General features: G+C 61.2%; 17 protein-coding genes. 7 read left to right on the top strand and 10 right to left on the bottom strand.

Annotation, left to right across the window (positions count from 1 at the left end):
• Window positions 1-68: 68 nt before the first annotated feature.
• Entirely contained in the window at window positions 69-452 is a 384-nt protein-coding gene (locus tag ACMUVN_RS27260) for a hypothetical protein (RefSeq protein WP_028755437.1), read from the bottom strand.
• 210 nt (window positions 453-662) lie between these two features.
• On the opposite strand from ACMUVN_RS27260, the gene ACMUVN_RS27255 reads away from it, so the two are divergent.
• The 3 genes from ACMUVN_RS27255 to ACMUVN_RS27245 all read left to right on the top strand — a co-directional run bounded on the left by ACMUVN_RS27255 (window position 663) and on the right by ACMUVN_RS27245 (window position 4,368).
• Window positions 663-1,940 carry an alpha/beta hydrolase gene (locus ACMUVN_RS27255; RefSeq protein WP_028755436.1) on the top strand — a complete coding sequence of 426 codons (1,278 nt, stop codon included), beginning with the start codon at window positions 663-665 and terminating at the stop codon, window positions 1,938-1,940.
• A 79-nt stretch (window positions 1,941-2,019) separates the two neighbouring features.
• The gene (locus ACMUVN_RS27250; RefSeq protein ID WP_414815709.1) at window positions 2,020-3,270 is read left to right on the top strand and encodes an NAD(P)/FAD-dependent oxidoreductase; all 1,251 of its coding nucleotides are present in this window, start codon (window positions 2,020-2,022) and stop codon (window positions 3,268-3,270) included.
• A 60-nt stretch (window positions 3,271-3,330) separates the two neighbouring features.
• Window positions 3,331-4,368 carry a 4-hydroxyproline epimerase gene (locus tag ACMUVN_RS27245; protein ID WP_183903718.1) on the top strand — a complete coding sequence of 346 codons (1,038 nt, stop codon included), beginning with the start codon at window positions 3,331-3,333 and terminating at the stop codon, window positions 4,366-4,368.
• Between the two features lie 42 nt (window positions 4,369-4,410).
• Here the strand turns inward: ACMUVN_RS27245 and ACMUVN_RS27240 are convergent, their stop codons facing one another.
• From ACMUVN_RS27240 to ACMUVN_RS27225, 4 genes are all read right to left on the bottom strand, one after another.
• On the bottom strand, window positions 4,411-4,791 hold the full coding sequence (locus ACMUVN_RS27240) for a TfoX/Sxy family protein (protein ID WP_414815708.1): 381 nt from the start codon (window positions 4,789-4,791) through the stop codon (window positions 4,411-4,413).
• Window positions 4,784-5,146: a nuclear transport factor 2 family protein gene (locus tag ACMUVN_RS27235; RefSeq protein ID WP_414815707.1), complete on the bottom strand. Its 363-nt coding sequence runs from the start codon at window positions 5,144-5,146 to the stop codon at window positions 4,784-4,786. The genes ACMUVN_RS27240 and ACMUVN_RS27235 overlap by 8 nt, the downstream gene beginning before the upstream one ends.
• Window positions 5,143-5,724: a TetR/AcrR family transcriptional regulator gene (locus ACMUVN_RS27230; protein ID WP_132573651.1), complete on the bottom strand. Its 582-nt coding sequence runs from the start codon at window positions 5,722-5,724 to the stop codon at window positions 5,143-5,145. Before ACMUVN_RS27230 ends, ACMUVN_RS27235 begins: the two co-directional genes overlap by 4 nt.
• A gap of 261 nt (window positions 5,725-5,985) precedes the next feature.
• Window positions 5,986-6,648 (bottom strand): TetR/AcrR family transcriptional regulator, encoded by a 663-nt coding sequence (locus ACMUVN_RS27225; protein ID WP_414815706.1) that lies wholly within the window; start codon window positions 6,646-6,648, stop codon window positions 5,986-5,988.
• Between the two features lie 81 nt (window positions 6,649-6,729).
• On the opposite strand from ACMUVN_RS27225, the gene ACMUVN_RS27220 reads away from it, so the two are divergent.
• Both ACMUVN_RS27220 and ACMUVN_RS27215 read left to right on the top strand, forming a co-directional pair.
• Window positions 6,730-7,470, top strand: a complete 741-nt coding sequence (locus tag ACMUVN_RS27220) for an SDR family NAD(P)-dependent oxidoreductase (protein ID WP_028756132.1) — start codon at window positions 6,730-6,732, stop codon at window positions 7,468-7,470.
• 291 nt (window positions 7,471-7,761) lie between these two features.
• A complete protein-coding gene (locus ACMUVN_RS27215; RefSeq protein ID WP_414815705.1) occupies window positions 7,762-8,178 on the top strand; it encodes a GFA family protein in 417 nt (138 codons plus the stop codon).
• Window positions 8,179-8,192: 14 nt separating this feature from the next.
• Here the strand turns inward: ACMUVN_RS27215 and ACMUVN_RS27210 are convergent, their stop codons facing one another.
• The 3 genes from ACMUVN_RS27210 to ACMUVN_RS27200 form a co-directional block, all read right to left on the bottom strand.
• Window positions 8,193-9,740: a putative bifunctional diguanylate cyclase/phosphodiesterase gene (locus ACMUVN_RS27210; protein ID WP_414815704.1), complete on the bottom strand. Its 1,548-nt coding sequence runs from the start codon at window positions 9,738-9,740 to the stop codon at window positions 8,193-8,195.
• Between the two features lie 460 nt (window positions 9,741-10,200).
• On the bottom strand, window positions 10,201-11,634 hold the full coding sequence (locus ACMUVN_RS27205; RefSeq protein ID WP_414815703.1) for a hypothetical protein: 1,434 nt from the start codon (window positions 11,632-11,634) through the stop codon (window positions 10,201-10,203).
• A 348-nt stretch (window positions 11,635-11,982) separates the two neighbouring features.
• Window positions 11,983-13,515 (bottom strand): winged helix-turn-helix domain-containing protein, encoded by a 1,533-nt coding sequence (locus ACMUVN_RS27200; protein WP_127431008.1) that lies wholly within the window; start codon window positions 13,513-13,515, stop codon window positions 11,983-11,985.
• A 116-nt stretch (window positions 13,516-13,631) separates the two neighbouring features.
• Here ACMUVN_RS27200 and ACMUVN_RS27195 point away from each other — a divergent pair, with 116 nt between their 5' ends.
• Both ACMUVN_RS27195 and ACMUVN_RS27190 read left to right on the top strand, forming a co-directional pair.
• On the top strand, window positions 13,632-14,066 hold the full coding sequence (locus tag ACMUVN_RS27195; protein WP_414815702.1) for a cupin domain-containing protein: 435 nt from the start codon (window positions 13,632-13,634) through the stop codon (window positions 14,064-14,066).
• A gap of 19 nt (window positions 14,067-14,085) precedes the next feature.
• Window positions 14,086-14,568 carry a RidA family protein gene (locus ACMUVN_RS27190; RefSeq protein WP_028756137.1) on the top strand — a complete coding sequence of 161 codons (483 nt, stop codon included), beginning with the start codon at window positions 14,086-14,088 and terminating at the stop codon, window positions 14,566-14,568.
• A 3-nt stretch (window positions 14,569-14,571) separates the two neighbouring features.
• Here ACMUVN_RS27190 and ACMUVN_RS27185 read toward each other — a convergent pair whose 3' ends face one another.
• Complete coding sequence (locus ACMUVN_RS27185) at window positions 14,572-15,048, bottom strand: RbsD/FucU family protein (RefSeq protein WP_028756138.1); 477 nt, start codon at window positions 15,046-15,048, stop codon at window positions 14,572-14,574.
• A complete protein-coding gene (locus tag ACMUVN_RS27180; RefSeq protein ID WP_414815701.1) occupies window positions 15,032-16,279 on the bottom strand; it encodes an ROK family transcriptional regulator in 1,248 nt (415 codons plus the stop codon). Before ACMUVN_RS27180 ends, ACMUVN_RS27185 begins: the two co-directional genes overlap by 17 nt.
• Window positions 16,280-16,385: the final 106 nt, after the last annotated feature.

Raw genomic sequence — 16,385 nt, 5'->3', positions numbered from 1 at the left:
AGTCAGGATCAAGAGCCCGGCGCACCTCCTCCCGCGTCGGGCTTTTTTCGTTTCCCCATCGAAATCGATCAATTGCCGATCCGTGCCACGCCGGTCCTGCCGTTATCCCGGGTCCATTTGACCTTGTTGGCGCCAGTGCGTTCGAGTGCGAAGCACATCGGCCTGCCCTTGTTCCAGCTCTGGAATTTCTGGCAGAGGCGGTTGGCGTCGATCCACCATCTGCCGCTATCGCTGGGCTTGAAATAGCGGCCGAGACCGATCGCCTTGCCGTTGCCGTCGACCTTGCCGGAGGAGCGGAAGATCAGCGGCAGTTCGCCGCCGAGCGGGGTGGAGAGGTAGACCGTCCTGCCGATGATATCGCGGCGGATCTCGGCCTCGCCGAGCGTCTCGGTCGAGCCGAGAGACGGCATCAGCACCAACGTCGATAAGCATGTGATCCCGAGCAATTTCATCACCGTGATCCATCGATTGAATGCGATTGGGAAAAACGCCGTGGACGGCAGAAAGTTCAAGAGCAATCCCGCAAAACTCCGCCGCGGTCCGGGTCCGGGATTGCGCGCAAACAAAAGGCTTCCAGCCCGCGCGGTTTGACTCGGCAAGCCTCGTCGGACTATTTGAACGGGCGCCGCCTGTCCGGTGCGTGAACCGATTGGAGTTTGGTCATGATCGGCAAAAGGCGCGGCTCGCGTGCGGCTCTGACAGGTCTTCTGGTGGCAATCATGGCGCTTTCCGGCTGCGGCGGCAGGCCGGTCGGTGTCATGCAGGCGGCCGGCAGCGTGCCGCCGGGCACCTCGAAGGTCGATCTGCTCGTCGCGACGACGCGGGCTGCCGATGACAATCCCGCCGTGCTGTTCTCCGGCGAACGCGGCACCGGGCTCGCCGTCAATGCCGTCGACGTCTCCATTCCGCCGGACGCCAATCGCAAGGTCGGCCAGGTGCAATGGCCAAATCGGCTGCCGGCCGATCCGCTGCGCGATTTCGTCACCGTTTCCGTCGATCCGCTGGAAGGCGAGCGGGCAGGCGAGACCTGGCTGAAGAGCCACATGCCGAAGAGCCGGCGGGTGCTGGTCTTCGTCCACGGCTTCAACAATCGTTATGAGGACGCCGTCTACCGCTTCGCACAGATCGTCCATGATTCGCATGCCGACGTCGCGCCGGTCGTCTTCACCTGGCCGTCACGCGCCAGCATCTTCGATTATAATTACGACAAGGAAAGCACCAATTATTCCCGCGACGCGCTGGAGGAGCTGCTGACCCGCACCGCCGCCAATCCCGCTGTCAGCGACGTCACCATCATGGCCCATTCGATGGGCACGTGGCTCACCGTCGAGGCGCTGCGGCAGATGGCGATCCGCAACGGTCACGTCGCTTCGAAGATCAACAATGTCATCCTCGCTTCGCCCGATCTCGATGTCGACGTCTTCGGCCGCCAGTTCGCAAGCCTCGGCAAGGACAAGCCGCACTTCACCATCTTCGTCTCGCAGGACGACCGGGCTCTGGCGCTGTCGCGGCGCATCTCCGGCAATGTCGACCGGCTCGGCCAGATCGATCCCTCCGCCGAGCCCTATCGCAGCAAGCTCGAGGCGGCCGGCATCACCGTGCTCGACCTCACGAAGCTCAAGGGCGGCGACCGGCTGAACCACGGCAAGTTCGCCGAAAGCCCCGAAGTGGTAAAGCTGATCGGCGACCGGCTGATTGCCGGCCAGACGATCACCGATTCCAATGTCGGGCTCGGCGAAGCCGTCGGCGCGGTGGCGATGGGCGCTGCCCAGACCGCCGGAAGTGCCGTCAGCGTCGCCGTCAGCACGCCGATCGCGATCTTCGATCCGCGCACCCGACGCAACTACGACGCCCAGCTGAAACGTCTCGGCCAGTCGATGAACAATACCGTCGGTTCGGTCGGCGACAGCGTCGGTGCCGGTCTCCCCGAAAGCCAGTAAAAATTCCATAGGCATCATCGAAGATCTGATATATCAGAGTCGCGACGGCAATCCTGTCTGCCGTGCGATGGGTTGATTCATGGCGGATGAGACGAAGAAGAGCGTGGTTGTCGTCGGCGCGGGCGTGATCGGCGCCTCGATCGCCTTCGAGCTGCAGCGGCGGGGCCTGGCGGTGACGCTGATCGACAAGGGCGAGCCGGGACGCGGCACCTCTTTCGGCAATATGGCGAGCATCGCGCTGGATTTTGCCGCCGGTTCCGGCCCCTCGACCTGGAAGAAGATCCCCGGCTGGCTGCTCGATCCGGAAGGCCCGGTCTGGCTGCGGCCCTCCTATGCGGCAAAAATGCTGCCCTGGTTCCTGCGCTTCCTCGCCGCCGGCCGGCCGTCGCGGCTCCGAGCGATCGAGGATGCCGGCATGAGCCTGTCGAACCGCGCGCTCGGCGATTTCAGGCAGATGTTGCAGGCGATCGGCGCGCCTGAATTGATGACCGAGGAAGGATGCCTGGCGATCTACGAGACCGAGGCGGAATTTACCGCCGATCGCGCGCATCTCGCCATGATGCAGCGCTACGGTCTCGAATTCGAGGTCTTGAGCAACGGCGCCATCCAATATTACGAACCCGCACTATCACCGGCGATCGCCAAAGCCGTGCTGCTGCCCGACAATAAGTCGATCCGCGATCCCTACAGGCTGGTGGTCAAATTGACCGAGGCCGCCCTGGCCGCCGGTGCTGCCTTCGTTTCCGGCGCGGTGAGGAATATCGAGCGCCGGGGCGATGGCACATCAGTCATTCTCCTCGAGGATGGCAGGCGCATCGAAGCCGGTTCGGTTGTGCTTGCCGCCGGCGTCCACACCCGTTTCCTCGCCGAAAACCTCGGCGAGCCGATCCCGCTCGAAACCGAACGCGGCTATCACACCCAGATCATGAAGCCCGGCATCTCCATGCGCTATTCGGTGATCTGGCCGCATCGCGCCTTCATGGTGACGCCGACGGCGGGCGGCATCCGGGTCGGCGGCAATGTCGAACTCGCCGGTCTCGACGCGGCTCCGGATTTCCGCCGCCCCCGGGTGCTGGTGCGCCATGCCCAGCGTGCGCTGCCCGGCCTGAAGGTCGAGGAGGCGACGGAATGGATGGGTCATCGCCCGGCGCTGCCCGATACGATCCCGATCATTTCGCCGTCCTCGAAGATGCCGGGTGTTTTCTATGCGACCGGCCACGGCCATCTCGGCCTGACACTTTCGGCAACGACAGCGCTTGTGATCGCCGATATGGTGACCGGGGCGAAACCATCCGTCGATTTGACCCCGTTCCGCATAGACCGGTATTAACTTGGAACGATCCGCATCGATGGCGGCGTCACCCGTCACGTCCGAACTGGAGTTTTCGATATGAGATGGAAGCGCACGATCCAGCTGCTGGATGTTCATGCCGAAGGCGAAATCGGCCGTGTGGCGATCGGCGGCGTGCCGAAGATCCCCGGCGAGACCATCGCCGCCCAGCTGCATTGGCTGAACACCGATCCGAAGGGCAACGAGCTTCGCCGCTTCCTCTGCCTGGAGCCGCGCGGCGCGCCGATCGGCTCGGTCAATCTGCTGCTGCCGGCGCGGCATCCTGACGCGGATGCCGCCTTCGTCATCCTGCAGCCCGACCAGGCGCATGCGAGCTCCGGCTCGAATTCGATCTGCGTCACCACCGCCCTGCTCGAATCCGGCATCGTCGAGATGCAGGAGCCGGAAACGATCGTCACGCTCGAAACCGCCGCCGGCCTCGTCAAGGCGACGGCAACCTGCCGCGACGGGCGCTGCGAGAAGGTCAAGCTCACCATGGTGCCCTCCTTCGTGCATGAGCTCGATGTCGGCGTCGACACGCCGCATTGGGGAAGGATCAAGGCCGATATCTGCTATGGCGGCATTTTCTATGCCCTTGTTGATGTCGGCCAGATCGGCCTGACGATCGAGAAGGCCAATGCCGCCGGCCTCGTCCAGGCCGGCATGATCCTCAAGGAGCTGATCAACCGCGACATCAAGGTCGTCCATCCCGAGATCCCGGCGATATCAGGCGTCGCCTATGTCATGTTCCGCGATACCGAAGCCGACGGCACGGTGCGCACCTGCACCACCATGTGGCCCGGCCGGGCCGACCGTTCGCCTTGCGGCACCGGCAATTCCGCCAATCTTGCCACCCTTTATGCCCGCGGCAAGGCCAAGGTCGGCGACACCTTCACCTCGAAATCGATCATCGGCTCGGAATTCGAGGTCGGGCTACAGGCGGTGACCGAGGTGGCCGGCCGCCCGGCGGTCATCCCCACCATCACCGGCCGCGGCTTCACCTTCGGCCTGACCCAGGTGGCCCTCGACCCCTTCGACCCGCATCCGAACGGCTTCGCCCTGACGGATGTCTGGGGACCCTCGGCGGGAGAGATTTAACGCTCAGGCTCGATCCGGCGAAGGCCGGGCCTGGCATCGGCATTAGCCAGATGGGTTGAAAGCGAGCATCGTGTCGGAGAGTTTGTGGCCGGCCGTGGGCGTAGCGTGCAATGCCCGCTGCGAGTACGCGTGCAGCAATGCGGGATCATCGATCACATGGGCCGGGACTGCGTAGTAGCGGCGAACCGTCACCTCCCTGCCGGCCGCACGGTAGCTGAACGGTTCGGAACCATCGGCCTCGAACTCCGCGCGCATCGCATCGTCGACGCGGAGATACAAGATGCCCTTCATGACGAATCCGAATTGCGCGCCGTTTCGGACCAGAGCGGATCCGCCGAAGAAGCGTCGGACATCGATGGAGCCGGCTGGAGCGATCTGGCCCGCAAAGTCGAGCGCCAGCCTGCGTGTCGCCTCGCTACTCATGCGGCTGTGGCGCCAGAGGATCGAAGAAGCCGGTGATCGCGCCGAGCCGGCCATCGGAAATCACTCCGAAGCTGGTGCCCGTCTGCAAGACCATGTCGTCTTCCCGGCGCAGTGCCCAGCGTGCCAGCGAACGTTCATTATGATGGAGAACGCTCAATATCTTGAACCGGCCTCCCGGTACGCTCTCCTGAAATCCGGCCATGTAAGCCGAGAGACCGGTTCGTCCCGCGATCGCTCCATTCGGATCGCAATAGGTCACATTGTCAGCGAGGCAAGCCAACATTTCCGGCTCGCGAGCGGCAGCATCCAGCGACCAGATGGCTGCATATCGATTCCATAGCGCCTCAGGTGTCATGACAGCGTCTCCAGTTGATTGAATTCGTCTTCTATTGCCTGCCGCAGGCCGGTCTTGTCTTCGCCGCCGCGAATGAGCACGAGGAGGCCCTGATAGAGGGCAAGAAGGCGGATGGCTGTCCTCGTCGCCTTGGCGCCATCGGCATCCCGAGCGAAGGTCGACGCCTCGGTAAGCCTCGAGCCGAATGTGGTGCGGAGGAGACCGAGCGCGGCCTCGACACGGGGATGCGGTTGGACACCACCGCCGAATTCCACCGCCGTGTTTGTGATCAGGCAGCCGAGGGAGCCGTCGTCGGGCTCATGCAGGAGTGAAAGGAACAGTTGGCGCAAGCCTTGAAGTCCGCTCCCTGGCGGCGCATATCGCGCGATCCGCCCTTCCAGGACAATCCGGTGGTAGTGTCCGAACGCTGCGTCGAAGAGGCCGGCCTTGTCGCCGAACGAGTGATAGATGCTGCCGCCTTTGAGGCCCGTCGCCTCCTCGAGGTCCCGGATTGATGCGCCTTGATAGCCCTGCTTGCGAAAGATGTGCATCGCCCCCGTCAGCACCGCCTCCTCATCGAATTCCCGCGTCCGGCCCATAGTCGCTCCGATTCTTTATCGCTCATTCTAGAATGGCTGATAAAGAATGCAAAAGCAACCGCCTCCCGTGACTTTCCGAAAAATCCCGCCAGATCGACCTCGGTCGAGCCAGGCGATTCCGCGGGATTGGAATGTGCCGGGGAGCGGCTCAGGACTTCGTACGAAATTTGGCGTGAGAAGAGACTGCCTCGTCTCAGCCTAGAGCAATTCCAGGAAACGTGCGAAGCGGCTTTCCGTCCGGAATTGTGTAAAAACAAAAAGTTAGAGCGGTTCGGCATCCGCGGTCCGAGTGTCCCAACCCAGCATGGCCAGCTCGGCGACTGCCTCCAGTTCGCTACGGCTCGCTCCGTCACGGGCCAGGATCGACATGCCGTTCTGAACGGTCTGGATGAAGCGGGCGAGCGCATGGACGTCGGTCGAGACCGGAATTTCGCCTTCTGATATCGCCTGGTTCAGGCGCAGGTTCAGGCGGTCGAGCGTCACGGTGCGGGCGGCTCGCACGAGTTCGCCGAGTTCCACATAGCCCTCACTGCCGACCGAAGACAGCGTCACCATGCAGCCGCGGGGAATATCCACGACACAGCCGGTCAGGACAGCGGCCGAATCCATCAGAAGCGACTTGACCGCTTCGCGGGCCGTGCCCGCCGAAAAGAAGCCTGCCCAGACCAGCGCCTCGTTGTCCTCGCGATAGTGGCGCAACGCTTCGGCATAGAGCGCCTCCTTCGAGCCGAATGCGGCGTAGAGACTCGGCGATCCGATCCCCATCGCCTCGGTGAGGTCGGCGATTGAGGTCGCCTCGAAGCCCTTGATCCAGAACAGGCGGGTCGCCTGGGCGAGGGCTGCTTCCCGATCGAACGCCCGCGGCCGTCCGCGGCTACGGGCAGGGCTGTCATCGACTTTCCGGTTTTCATCCGATTTCTGCATCGATCATTATATAAACCCGTTGACACCTCGCGGCAATGCGCCTAGCTATTTATGTACCGATCATTACAGAAAGAGAAGATCATGACAGAACTGGCTGGTAAGCGTGCCCTCGTCACTGGTGGTTCGCGTGGGATCGGCGCCGCCATCGCATTGGCGCTTGCCGACAAAGGCGCTGATGTCGCCATCACCTATGAGCGTTCGGCCGATCGCGCCGCCGAAGTCGTCCGGGCGATCGAGCACAAGGGCCGCAAGGCGCTTGCCATCCAGGCCGACAGTGCCGATCCGGCGGCCGTGAAGCGTTCGGTCGACGAGGCCGCCCAGGCGCTTGGCGGTCTCGACATTCTCGTCAACAATGCCGCAATCGCGCTTTACGGTGCGATTGCCGACGTCAGCGTCGAGCACATCGATGCGCTGCTGGATGTCAATGTGCGATCGCCTTTGCTCGCTTCGCAGGCCGCCATTCCCTATCTGCAGGCGGGAGGCCGAGTCATCACGATCGGCTCGGCCGGTGCCGAACGCATCGTCGGTGACACCGGTACGGTCTATTTCATGACAAAATCCGCGCTTCATTCGTTTACCCGCGGCCTCGCTCGGGAACTCGGATCTCGCGATATCACCGTAAACCTGGTCCAGCCGGGCTCGACCGACACCGATATGAATCCCGCCGATGGCGACTTCGCCGACTTCCAGCGTGCGCTGATCCCACTTGGTCGTTACGGCAAGCCGCAAGATGTGGCGGCGGCTGTGGCTTTCCTCGCGAGCCCGGCTGCAAGGCACATCACGGGAACCATTCTCACGGTGGATGGCGGCTTGAACACCTGACCTTGTCGCGGCACTCCAATTGTCCTCATCGTGAGGCGGCACAGCCCGCAGGGCGAAGCCTCGAAGGACACGCCGCGACGCCGCTCCTTGCATAGATCCAACGCCGGAACGCCCGACCTCGCATCCGCCAAGAATAGGCACGCGCTTGAAAACTCCCAGGGCCTGTCATAACCTGTTTGAGCAAAGCTTGCTGTATTGATCGGCCACATCAGTGGCGACTGCAGCACTGCCAGGCGTATTGTCCTGGTGCCAAGCTTTGCCGATTATCCCAAAATATCCGGAGATTTCCGAATGACCCGTGCGCAATGTAGTTGCGGTGGACTCACCGTTACACTCTCGCAGCAGGCAAGATTGGTCGTTGCATGTCATTGTTTCGATTGCCAGCGCAGAACTGGCAGTCCATTCGGCGTCGGTGCGTTTTATCCCTCGGACTCCGTCGCCGTTTCGGGAAGCCAGCGTGAATTTAACCGGACAGCCGCAAGCGGTGGAAAGATCCGCAACTATTTTTGCCCGAACTGCGGGTCTACGGTCTATTGGAGGGCCGACAACCTGCCAGGTTTTACCGGTGTTGCCGTCGGTGCGTTGGCAGACCCGCAATCTCCGGCTCCTGCCCTGTCCATCTTTGAGCAATCAAAACATCACTGGCTTCATATCGACGGCGCCGTTGGGCATTTCCAACAAAGCAGCGCGACAAAGAATTCCAAGTAAGACCCGTCGACCCGTCAGCGCCGTTGCGAAAGTCTGGCGCTGACATGGTCTGCGGCGAGCATCTCGGCCGGGGCTGGCCTGCCGAGCAGATAACCCTGGCCGATGTCGCAGCCCAAATCCTGAAGCCGCTGAAGCTGGCTCTCCTCTTCGATGCCTTCGGCGGTTATCGTCACGCCAAGCCCGGCGCCGAGAGCGATGATCGCCTTGATCACCTTGTCCTGCTTGTCGTTGGTTTCGAATGAAGCGACGAAACTCCTGTCGATCTTGATCTTGTCGAACCGGTAGCTGGAGAGCTGCGAGAGGCTGGAATAGCCCGTTCCAAAGTCGTCGAGGGCAATCCTGACACCGGCGTTCACCAGATCGTCGAGCACGATACGTGCCGTGACGGCGTCCTGGATGATGGCGCTTTCGGTCACTTCGAGCTCGACCCTGTGCGCCGGCAGACCGACATCGCCCAATATCTTGAGAATTCTGAGGCCCAGCAACCGGTCGCTCAACTGGATCGGGGAAAGGTTGAATGACAGGACGAGCTCATTTGGCCAGGACAGCGCGTCGGTGCAGGCGCGGCGAAGCAGTTGGTCGGTCAATTCGACGATCAGCCCGGCTTCTTCCGCCACAGGAATGAATTCGTTCGGCGGGATGAATTCGCCGGAAGCGGTCTTCCAGCGTGCCAGTGCCTCGAAACCGATAATCTTGTTCGTCTTCAGGTCCACGAGCGGTTGATAGTAGGGAACGATCTCAGCCTTCCTGATGGCGGCTCTCAGATCGGCTTCCACCCGAATCCGTTTCGCCAACTCTTCCTGCATCGAAGGCACGAAGGGCTTCACCAGATCGCGCCCCTGCTTTTTGGCGACATACATCGCGCAGTCCGAATGTCGGATGACCTGGCTGAGGTCATCACCGTTCTCCGGATAAAGCGCGAAGCCGACACTGGCGCCGAGGTCGACGGCGACGCCATTGAAGGTGAAGGGCTTGCCGATCACGCTCACGATGCGGTTCCCCAAGGCGGCCAGATCGGGATTTCCCGTGCGTCGCGCCAGAACGACAAACTCGTCTCCACCAAGGCGGAAGACATGCTCACGCGGAAAGAGGGAGGAGAGCCGTTGCGCAACGGCCTTCAGCACCGCATCACCGTGATCGTGCCCCAAGAGGTCATTGATCTTCTTGAAGCCGTCGAGATCGATGCTGAACACGGCATAGGTCTCTTGGCCCCTCTGATCGCTCATCGACTGCGCGCAGACGGATTCCAGAAATCTGCGGTTCGGCAGTTCGGTCAGCGTGTCGTGACAGGCAATCCAGTCCACGTTCTTTTCGGCCTGCAGCCTGCGACGAACCTCCCTCGAGAGATCACGGATCCGCAGTGCGGAATAGATCAGCCCGAGAAACCCTGACATATTCAGGGCAAGGAGCGCGTGGTCCAGCGGATAGTCATGATGCTTCTCGATGAACGCATCCAGCCCCTCATGCCAGTGGAAGAACCACGACAGGCAGAAGAGAAGCAGGAAGACCGCGAGCCAGACAAGGATCTCCACCTGGGGTCTGGTCGGTTGGACGCGAGGCATATGAACAGGCTCCTGTTGTGCGAAGAGCCCTCATGGCCAGTTTGGAGAACCGCATCGTCTCCGACATGTTTCAATCAACAGCCGGCACGGCTGCTGCTCGTGTCACCGGATACCGGCGACCAATGGGCAACTTCACGGCATCGGCGTCCTGTCCGTGATTGAAGACCGCCACAACTCATTCGGGCGGAATTAAGAAAGTCGGGCAATACCGTCGTTGATAAAGCCGCACAGGTCCGTAAGTCGTTTGTGACCCTTGAAAGTTAATGGCGGGTTGCATTGAAGAAGGGGCGGGCGATTCGATGCGTGAAACGGATATTTCTCCCGCAAATCGGATGAGGCTTTACCAGGCCCGGAAAATCCCGCTTGACGACTTTGATTAATCAGCCGCTTCCACGATGCATTACCTCGCTTCAACGGAAACCATGAATTAGACATCGGCGCCTTTTCATAGGCCGGATTGTCAAGGCAATTTCGATTGGTGGAGCGAGGTGAGTTGGGCTTTTGCTTCAGCGAGGACGTTGTTCGTCATTCGAAGGTAGAGTGATGTGCCCGTCTGTTCGAATAGCGGCTTGACGCCTTCAGCTAAATTGACCGCCTCGTCCAACATCGCGATCCTCTCGTTTTTCGGAACCGAAGGAAGCTCTGCCTTTGCATAGTGCTGCAGGGTCCGCGCAAGTTTCATATTCATATAGGCGGAAGCGTCTTGCGAATTCTGCTTTTCCGTTATCGCGTATGCGTCACGATGAAGCTTCAACGCTTTCTGAAATCCAGCTTCCTGCTGGCTCAGTTCGGCTAGGAGTAGCGTGTCATCGCCAAGGTTCGCCATGTTTTCCCAGCTGGGGCCGTCCTTGTCTAATTTTCTGGCTATTTCAAATGCCTGACTATTGAATTTTACAGCCTTTTCAGCGTCTGTGCGCTGCTGGGTATCCGATGCGATGCGTCCGTATGCTGTGCCAAGTTTGCTATAGATGTATCGCAATTCACGTTCATCGGTGCTGTTTTCAAATTTGCTCAGCCACTCCTCCAGCGGCTTCACACCCCGCCTAGCGTGAGCGCTTCCGTTTCCTGGATTGAGCTCATTGGCATAGCCCAGCGTTGCAGAAAAGTCCTCAGCAAAGTCGAGCTCCGCTTCTTTGTCTGGATCTTTGATGCCTTTGTGTTCACGTTCCAATAGTTCTGCAGAACGCAACAGCAGGGTCTCGTTGGATTTCCAGCGCCCAAGCTCTTCCAGAGCCTTGGGCATTCCGCTTGGTACGAACCTATCGCAGTCGGTCCGACCGGCAAGCGGGCACAGGGCCAACAGCGCTTCACCAGATTCAGCTTTCATGGCAGAGCCAAACAGGAAGGGTGGATAATAACCGGTAGAGGCACCGCTCGCATTATTTGCGATCCAAAGGCTATCGAGAGCAGAGAAGGCTTCTTTCGCAGCATCCGGCGCAGCCGCATCCAGTGCGGCTCTCAGCATCGAGATTGCCAGGACAGCGCGCCTGTTTCGATCGGTTTCGTTGTCGGAAAGAGAATAAGTATACTCCTCGTCCGCGTCGCCAAGGATCATGGCCAACCAGATACGTTTTTGGCTTATCTCAGCTGCGCTGCCCGTTGAAATGTTGCCGCAGGCGTCTAGAAGCTCTTCTGCGGCATCCGCATTGGATTTTGTCATTTCCCGTAGTTCGATGCAGAGGTCGGCATCTCCGGCATAGGAGAATTTGTCTAACAAGGGCGTCGCAATATGCGCCTCGCGCCCTGAAGCATCCTTGTAGATCCTGGAAGGCGGCGTTTCGCTCGCCGGTGGGATGCCGTCTGGCTTGATAGGGGTAGACAATCGAGTTTCTGTCGTGAGCGCCATGTAGGCGGCGGCAACGAGCACGCAAGCAATCACCAGGCGCTCCTTCATTTGATTTTCCCAAACCAGTTCGACGCACACAGATGATCGATCAATCGACACTCCCGGATTCCACATGTCTTACGGCGTTGAGCGCTTGACACCCAACCGCTTCATCACCCGGTAGATCGTCGTCCGCGATAGGGCGCGAGGCGCTGCACGGAAAGAGATCAGACAACACTATTGCAGATCCAGGTTGTGAAAGTCTAACTTTTGTTTGAGGTTTTGCGACTGAGCGACGGCTAATGAAGCCGATCCCGACTGGAATTTCCCATCACCGAACGGCGGTTTTCACCCGACCGTAGAAATCCTCAGGCTTCTTCGGCGCCGATCCTGAGCGGCCTTTGCCAACCGGTCGTTCTAAAGTTCCGCCTCTCGCAGCAGCTCGTCCAGGCGGGTGGCCCATTCCTTGTTGCCATCTCTGAAAGGGCCAAGCGCATCGCCGGCAGCTTCGGGAAAGTCGCTGGCCGCCGTAGCAAAGCGGCGAGCCTGCTCACGATGTCCCGCGGCCGCATGGCAACACGCCTGAATGCGCAGAAGCGCCGGCCAGTCAGGCCGCGCCTTTAACGCCGTACGCCCCGTTTCGAGCGCGCTCTCCACGTCGCCCGAAAACAACAATGCAAGCATCAAGAGGCCGAACCAAACCCCATTCTGCGGATCATGGGGGTTGAGTTCGAGGCCGCGAGCCAGGGGCTTGCGCGCACCGGCGGCATCACCCGAAAAAAGACGGGCCATGCCGAGGACGAGATAGCCCAACGCGAAACTCGAACCGAGTTCGATGGACCGTTCCGCTGCGAGGATCGCCTGGTCAGCCCTGCCTGTATAGGCCGACACAATCGCCAGCGCATAGTGCGAATACGGGTTTCGCGCGTCGAGATAGATCGCGCGCAGCGCCGCATCCAAACCCTCCTTCCCGTCCGCGGCGGGGTTATCGGTCCAGCCGTAGGCAATGAGGCCCGCATTGACCCGCGCCCGCCAGATCTGCGCCTCCGGCAGCAGGGGATCGAGCTCCGTGGCCTCGCGGAAAAATCGCCGGGCCATGAGGTGGGTGGACTGCGTGACCTTGTGGAAATGGAATGTGCCTTGTCGGACAAGATCCCAGGCAGTGATGTTGCCGGTGTGCGGAGCGACCTGAAGCCCATGGCGCAACAGCAGCTCGGGCTCGACCGCCGCTGCAATCCGTTCGGCGATGGCGTCTTGCACCGCAAATACCTCGGCCACCTGAAGATCGTAATGTTCGGACCAGACGGTGGCGCCTTTCGCGACGTCGGCGAGGTGCACCGATATTCGTATCCGATCGCCGGCATGCCGAACAGCTCCATCCACCAGAAAATCGACGCCAAGTTCGTGCGCGATAGATTGCGGATCGCTCGAGCCATTCCTCCTTGTGAAACTCGCCCCACGTGACGCGACGCGGAACCATCTGAACCGGACGAGCGCCATGATCAGGTCGTCGGTGATGCCGTCGGCCAGATACTGTCTTTCAGCATCGCCGCCGAGATTCTCGAACGGCAGTACCGCAATCGCCGGGATCGAACTGGTCTGCGCATGCCATCCGCTATCGGCTGCATCGGTCCGGCTCTCCACCGGACCGGAGAATCTGTAGCCGACCCGCGGAACCGTGACGATCCATCCGCTGCCGTCTGATGCGGGGCCGAGCAGCTTGCGAAGGGCGGCAATCTGAACGGAAAGATTGCTTTCCTCGACGGCCAATCCCGGCCACGCGGCATCCATCAAGGCCGACTTGGAGACGACACCCCCCTGTGCCGAAAGCAGAACGGCAAGCAGCGAAGCACCTCGGGCGCCGATAGCGACAGGCCTATTGTCGCGAAACAGGCATCCGTTCTCGGCAATGAACTCGAAGTGGCCGAAGGCAAGGTGCTGGGTGTTCATGGCCGGGAATGATACCGCGATTTCGCAGCTTTTCGGAACTTTTCGGCCCCGCTTCAGGACTTGCGCCGGCTGAACGCGCAGTCTGCTCCAGTGCAGCGGTTGAAGTGGTGAAAGCGATGAAGAACGAAGCAACGCAACCGAAAAATCCGCATCTGTTAGCCGCGAAAGTCGTACGCGGGAGCGGCAGCCATGTCGCCGAGCAGGGGTCTGTCTATCGCTCGGGCGTCTCGGCGGAAAGCGTCGGATCAACCATGCTGTGGCTCGGGACGATTTCGCTACCCGCAGGCAGACGAACCAGGGCCCATCGCCATGAGGGACACGAGACGGCCCTTGTCATGACCGCGGGCCACGAGATCGAGATCTGGTCGGGGTCGAGGCTCGAACAGTGCGAATTGGTCCACGCCGGCGACTATCTTTTCATTCCGGCCGGCGTTCCCCATGTGGCCGTCAATCGCTGCACCGAAAACGCCGAGTTCCTCGGTGCCCGCAATGACCCCGCCGCCAACGAGAGCGTCGTTCTGATGCCGGAGCTCGATAACATCCTACCTTGATCATGCCGGGAGGTGCACCATGGCCATCATCGAACAACGTCTGGCCGACATGGGTCTGGAATTGCCCGAGCCTTTGAAAGTTCGCGAAGGGCTGCGAATGCCCTTCGTCTGGGTTCGGGTGCGCGGCAACCGCGCCTACATTTCCGGTCACGTCGCGTGCAACCGCGATGGGACATTGGCAGCCCCGCTTGGCAAGGTCGGAGCGGAGGTCTCGCCAGAGCAGGGTTACGCGTCGGCCCGGCTCGTTGCCCTGGCCCACCTCGCCAGCCTCAAACGTGCTATCGGAGACCTTGATCGGGTCACGGCTTGGCTGCGCGTCTTCGCCATGGTGAATGTTGCTCCGAGTTTTAATGAGACGCCGCTGGTCACAAACGGCTATTCCGATCTGATACTGGAGCTGTACGGGCCAAACATTGGCGCCCACGCCCGCTCGTCCATCGGCATGGCCATCCCTTTAAATGCGCCCGTAAACTGTGAAGCGGAAGTCGAAATTGACGGGTGACCGCTAGAAGACGAACGGATCCACCCCGGCCGCCGCCTTGGCACCCGCCTCCCTCGGATAGATCACCCCCTTGCGCAGGATGATATTGGCATAGAGCCTCGGCTCGCCGGTCTGGATCACCGCATGGGCGGTTTTCACCCTTCCGTAGAAATCCTGGCCGATCAGCGGCACCACCTGCCGGTGCGGCTCGTGGTGCGCGCAGCAGTCGATCATCTCCTCATGCACCGGGTCGAGCTTGTCGCGCTCGGCCTTGACGGTCGAGCGGAAGATCGCCTCGGGAACGAAATCGTCGATCGGCAGCACGCTGAGCACGGCGTTGAGCACCGGGATGAGGTGGTGGCCGTCGAGCCGGATCAGCCGGCGCGCATGTTCGACGCCCGGATAATTGCCGTCCACGATGGCGATCTCGTCGCCGTGACCCATGGCGCGAAGCGTAAAAAGCAGCTCCGGGCTCAACAGTGGATCAAGTCCTTTCAGCATGGTCTACCTCCTTGAAGAGTACGTTCTGGTCGGTGAGGTAACGCGCGAAGATCGGCAGGCTGGCGCCGCCGATGGCGCGCGCCTGGGCGCCGACCGCGCCCTCGATGATTTCGGGCATGACGACGCCCTGCAGGTCGAGCTTGGCGGCTTCGTCGATGGTGGCCTGCACCACGCGGCTGCGCACCCAGCCGGGAAAGCCGCCGTCGATGACGGCCGCGCTGAAATCGAGGATCGAGGCGGCCGCGACGATCGCCTGCGCCAGCGCCTTGGCGCTATCCTGGATCCAGCTTTCCATCGGCTCGCCGAAATCCACCCAGTCGTCGGCGGAATACCAGAGCGGCTCGGGATCGATGCCGCGCTCGCGCAGCATGTTTTCGAGCACGAAGATCGAGGCGATCTCGAGCAACTGCTTGGTCTCGCCATTCTTGCCGCGCACGGGCAGCGGCCCGATCGCGCCCGCCGTGCCGGTGCGGCCGGAAAAGATCGCCGAGTTCAGGACGATGCCGCCGCCGATGAAGGAGCCGATGAAGAAATAGACGAAATCGGGATAGGACGGCCCGACGCCGAAGACGAGTTCGGCGCCGCAGGCGCTGGTCGCATCGTTCTGCATGAAGACAGGGTGGGCGACGCGTTCGGCGATGTCGGCCTGCAGGTCGATATCCCGCCAGACCTCCATGGCACCCGGCGGCGCCCCCACCTCTTCGGCCCAGTTCCAGAGCTCGAAAGGCGCGGCGATGCCGAGGCCGGCAATGCGGCCGCGCTGCTTGTCGTCGAGCCGGTCTTCGAGTTCGCGGATGCCCGATGTGACGAAGGCGAGGATTTCATGCGGCAGCGGATAGGCATAGGTCCTATGCAACTGCATGCGAATGCGGCCGACGAAATCCATCAGCACCAGATCGGCGCTGCGCCGGCCCATCTTCAGGCCGAAGGAATAGACGGCGTCGGAATTGAGATGCATCGGGATCGATGGCTGGCCGACACGGCCGCGCACCGGTTCCCCGCGCGACAGCAGCCCTTCCTTCTCCAGGACCCGCATGATGACGGAGACGGTCTGCGCCGACAGGCCGCTGCGGCGTGCGATATCGGCCTTCGACAGCGCGCCGTAGAGACGCACCAGCGACAGCACGAGCCGTTCGTTATAGGCCCGTACCCTGACCTGGTTCGCACCTCCGGCCGGATTCAGAATTGGTGGCGGGACCGGTATATTCGCCGGTCCATCCAAGGACGACATGGCCGCTCCTCCCGATTGTTGGCCTATGCCCTAATTCGATTGAGCATGCCACATCGAATTAATAATTCAATTGGATTTATTTATTGACAAGCCGATTTCTTTTCGC

It is taken from the genome of Rhizobium sp. IY2, assembly GCF_047532935.1.
GTDB lineage: Bacteria > Pseudomonadota > Alphaproteobacteria > Rhizobiales > Rhizobiaceae > Rhizobium > Rhizobium anhuiense.
The sequence above is the reverse complement of the archived record's forward strand: the minus strand, read 5'-3'. Positions and strand labels throughout refer to the sequence as shown.

What these genes read in the sequence shown, in the direction of transcription:
- ACMUVN_RS27180 (WP_414815701.1), bottom strand. Translation starts at nt 16,279, where the DNA reads ATGTCGTCCTTGGATGGACCGGCGAATATACCGGTCCCGCCACCAATT.
- ACMUVN_RS27235 (WP_414815707.1), bottom strand. Translation starts at nt 5,146, where the DNA reads ATGACACCTGAGGCGCTATGGAATCGATATGCAGCCATCTGGTCGCTG.
- ACMUVN_RS27220 (WP_028756132.1), top strand. Translation starts at nt 6,730, where the DNA reads ATGACAGAACTGGCTGGTAAGCGTGCCCTCGTCACTGGTGGTTCGCGT.
- ACMUVN_RS27190 (WP_028756137.1), top strand. Translation starts at nt 14,086, where the DNA reads ATGGCCATCATCGAACAACGTCTGGCCGACATGGGTCTGGAATTGCCC.
- ACMUVN_RS27255 (WP_028755436.1), top strand. Translation starts at nt 663, where the DNA reads ATGATCGGCAAAAGGCGCGGCTCGCGTGCGGCTCTGACAGGTCTTCTG.
- ACMUVN_RS27205 (WP_414815703.1), bottom strand. Translation starts at nt 11,634, where the DNA reads ATGAAGGAGCGCCTGGTGATTGCTTGCGTGCTCGTTGCCGCCGCCTAC.
- ACMUVN_RS27210 (WP_414815704.1), bottom strand. Translation starts at nt 9,740, where the DNA reads ATGCCTCGCGTCCAACCGACCAGACCCCAGGTGGAGATCCTTGTCTGG.
- ACMUVN_RS27195 (WP_414815702.1), top strand. Translation starts at nt 13,632, where the DNA reads ATGAAGAACGAAGCAACGCAACCGAAAAATCCGCATCTGTTAGCCGCG.
- ACMUVN_RS27240 (WP_414815708.1), bottom strand. Translation starts at nt 4,791, where the DNA reads ATGAGTAGCGAGGCGACACGCAGGCTGGCGCTCGACTTTGCGGGCCAG.
- ACMUVN_RS27250 (WP_414815709.1), top strand. Translation starts at nt 2,020, where the DNA reads ATGGCGGATGAGACGAAGAAGAGCGTGGTTGTCGTCGGCGCGGGCGTG.
- ACMUVN_RS27260 (WP_028755437.1), bottom strand. Translation starts at nt 452, where the DNA reads ATGAAATTGCTCGGGATCACATGCTTATCGACGTTGGTGCTGATGCCG.
- ACMUVN_RS27245 (WP_183903718.1), top strand. Translation starts at nt 3,331, where the DNA reads ATGAGATGGAAGCGCACGATCCAGCTGCTGGATGTTCATGCCGAAGGC.
- ACMUVN_RS27225 (WP_414815706.1), bottom strand. Translation starts at nt 6,648, where the DNA reads ATGCAGAAATCGGATGAAAACCGGAAAGTCGATGACAGCCCTGCCCGT.
- ACMUVN_RS27230 (WP_132573651.1), bottom strand. Translation starts at nt 5,724, where the DNA reads ATGGGCCGGACGCGGGAATTCGATGAGGAGGCGGTGCTGACGGGGGCG.
- ACMUVN_RS27215 (WP_414815705.1), top strand. Translation starts at nt 7,762, where the DNA reads ATGACCCGTGCGCAATGTAGTTGCGGTGGACTCACCGTTACACTCTCG.
- ACMUVN_RS27185 (WP_028756138.1), bottom strand. Translation starts at nt 15,048, where the DNA reads ATGCTGAAAGGACTTGATCCACTGTTGAGCCCGGAGCTGCTTTTTACG.
- ACMUVN_RS27200 (WP_127431008.1), bottom strand. Translation starts at nt 13,515, where the DNA reads ATGAACACCCAGCACCTTGCCTTCGGCCACTTCGAGTTCATTGCCGAG.